Origin of the sequence: Pseudomonas helleri (assembly GCF_009600315.1) — a bacterium.
In the GTDB taxonomy this organism is placed as follows: domain Bacteria; phylum Pseudomonadota; class Gammaproteobacteria; order Pseudomonadales; family Pseudomonadaceae; genus Aquipseudomonas; species Aquipseudomonas helleri_A.
Genome location: NZ_WIWC01000080.1, coordinates 1 through 2742, shown reverse-complemented (window position 1 = coordinate 2742; position 2742 = coordinate 1). Strand labels below are relative to the sequence as shown.

Annotated in this window: 3 protein-coding genes; 2 read left to right on the top strand and 1 reads right to left on the bottom strand. The window is 55.9% G+C overall.

The genetic code is table 11. The annotated features are described in order from the left end of the window. Window positions 1–41 precede the first annotated feature (41 nt). Window positions 42–1001 carry a MobV family relaxase gene (gene mobV, locus GHN86_RS22835; RefSeq protein ID WP_153387375.1) on the bottom strand — a complete coding sequence of 320 codons (960 nt, stop codon included), beginning with the start codon at window positions 999–1001 and terminating at the stop codon, window positions 42–44. A gap of 847 nt (window positions 1002–1848) precedes the next feature. Between mobV and GHN86_RS22830 the strand changes: the two genes are divergently transcribed. Both GHN86_RS22830 and GHN86_RS22825 read left to right on the top strand, forming a co-directional pair. Further along, window positions 1849–2445, top strand: coding sequence for a hypothetical protein (locus GHN86_RS22830; RefSeq protein WP_053221401.1), 597 nt, complete (start codon window positions 1849–1851; stop codon window positions 2443–2445). Beyond that, window positions 2445–2735 (top strand): hypothetical protein, encoded by a 291-nt coding sequence (locus tag GHN86_RS22825; protein ID WP_048403116.1) that lies wholly within the window; start codon window positions 2445–2447, stop codon window positions 2733–2735. The genes GHN86_RS22830 and GHN86_RS22825 overlap by 1 nt, the downstream gene beginning before the upstream one ends. Window positions 2736–2742 lie beyond the last annotated feature (7 nt).

Below are 2742 nucleotides of genomic sequence, written 5' to 3'. Positions count from 1 at the left end.
CAAGCCGTTAGTTCGTTGGGGGAAACTCATGAAAGCAGGATCTAGAGGGTCAAGCCCTTCCCTTTGGTGACCGTCTTGCTCTGCTCCTTGGCCTTTGCGTTCTCCTGCTGGAGTTCGGAGGCCATCTTGAGCACGCTGGCGATCTGATCCTTCGTAAGCCCCCTGAAAGACCCCTCAAACGTCTCCAGGCGCTTTCTGAGGCCTTTTGCCGTGTTCCGTGCCTCTCTCGCCTTGCGTTCGCTCTCAACGCTCTCAGAGGCCTTAGCAACGGTCCCCGCAAACCCTTTGTTCAAATCCTTCGTCACACGCTTGGCGATCATTTCTGCATCTTCGACCAGATCCCCACGGCCTCTGACTCGCTCCAGCAAAGTCGCCTTCTCCAGCACCCGCGGTTCTACGGATGAGGGCCGAAGCGTCACGGAAGACTCCATTCCCTGTTGGACCGCCGCGTAGTGCTGCTGAATTCGCTGATGGTTGGCCATGCTGCCTTCGATCCCGCGCTCCAAACCAAGATTGGCCACACAGGCTGCGTAGGAGGTTTGGTCCGCGCGCATTTTGTCGCGACTGCCGATGAACTCCTTGGCGCTCAGGCGTTTGTCTTGAGTCAGCGGCACGACGAAAGCGGACAGATGAGGAGTTGTTTCGTCCCGGTGAATGCTGGCTGTGACGATGCGATCGGCACCGTATTTGTCCGCTAACCACTGCAAGGACTGCTGGAAGAACGCCTTTTCCTGTTCTGGTGTCGATTTGGCGAACCATTCAGGGCTAGCCGATATCACGTATTCGACGGCCAATACCGCGTCTTTGCGCCGTTTCTCCGGCAGCAAATCCCGCAATTTGCCCATCGCCTCGTCCGTGTTTTTCGCGACCAGGTGCTGGTTGTCGGGCGTGCGCTTCTGGTCAGCATTTTGCGTCTCACGTTCCCGGTAGCAATGCTGCATCGAAGCCGCCACTGCGCCCATATTGGCGAGCTTCTTTGCTCGCATGATTGCGTATGCCATGTCATCCCCGATCCGCTCGAAATTCGCCTAGCTCCGCTGGGCCACTTGATTACAAGTGTACTCACTAGACTTTGCTTCGCAAAGATCGTTCGAAAAGCCCCTGCGTCAATGAAATTTTCACATGGGCCAAAAGGCCAAAAGTACCAAAGGCCTGCGCGGCTTCGCCTTGCTCCCCCCCACTGACGCGCCCCCCCAAGGGGGCTTGTCCGTTCGCCACGTGGCAGGCGGTCAGGGGAAGAGCGCCCCTGACCACCAGCCCTGAGCGTTGGGGTCGTTCCAGGGCGTCAAGGTCGGGGCCGCTTCGCGGTCGCTGCGCGAACCTTGACCCCCTTCCACTTCGAATGGAGTGGGGGTCAAGGGGTTGGTGCGGCCCGCAGACGCGAAGCGGCGAGGACTCGGCCCCTTGACGCCCACGGAGTGACCCCAGCCTCCGTGAGTGGGGGCAGGGGGCGCTCTTCCCCCTGCCCCCCGAGCCCTCGGCGGCAAGAGTGGGGGTTCCAAGGGGGCAAAGCCCAATTGGGCGAGGGCCGAAGGCCCGCTGCAAGCCTTAAAAAGTCGCTGCCCGGAGGGCAGGCATTTTCGGAGCGAAGCGACTGGGTATGCCAAGCGAAGCGCGGCAAGGGCGTCGCCCTTTAGAGAATTAGAAGAGAAAGCAGTAGAAAATAGGTTAAGTAGTTGATTTATATAAGTTTCATCCAAAGAGCGATGTCTCACGTGGCTATACATCTATGTATCACCCGGTGAGACATCGCTATACGTCATAAAGCATTTGTGAGACATCATGCATCTTGCTAGCATGAGGCATGATGCTTCAAAAAATGCACACTAATGTTTCACGGGGTGATACATGTCTCAGGACGAAAAAAAGGTTCAAAAGCTGGAGGAACAGCTCACCCAAGTGAGGGCCTTGCTGAGCCACACAGTCGACACGCTAGAGCAGGAACGGCGGCTTTCAGCAGTAACCAAAAACCGGGTGGCGGGGGGTTACTACATGATGAGTAGAGCCGCCGAAAAGAACTTAAGAGCGATGCAGCGAGACAACCCAGCGGCAGCCTTGGTGTTCAGCGTTATCAGGGAGAACATGCAGATTGGCACCAACGCAGTGACGATATCTCAAGTAACCCTCTGCAAAATCCTGAACAGGTCTAGAGCGACCATTTCACGCGGTGTGAAGTACCTTGCGGATCACCAGTTTGTTCAAACGATCAAGACCGGCAACGTCTCGACCTATGTGGTCAACGAGCAGATAGCGTTCGCAGGCACCGCTGGACAGCGCAAGGCAGTTTTCTCGGCAACGGTTGTAGCCCATGAATGCGAGCAGGAAGAAGGCTGGGATCAAGTGAAAAAGCTCAAAGCCGTTCCAGTGATCTATGGGGATGAACGCCCGATTCTAGGCGCCGATGATCTGCCCCCACCTGACCAAACTGACTTGGATTTCAACTGATGATCGTGGATATACGACCACAAAACGGAAAAACGCTGATCGCCTTCAAAGCCAAGGACCTGAGCAGTTTTGATGACATATTGGGCATCGCTTGTGCTGTTGCAGCAGGCCAATACTGCTTTGAGGCTGGATCACTGCTCAGCCCTGATTTCAGGCAGTTCATCGATGAAATAAAGCCACGTACCCAATACGGCATTCTTGTAGGCCGTGACCTGCATGACAAGCCGTTAGTTCGTTGGGGGAAACTCATGAAAGCAGGATCTAGAGGGTCAAGCCCTTCCCTTTGGTGACCGTCTT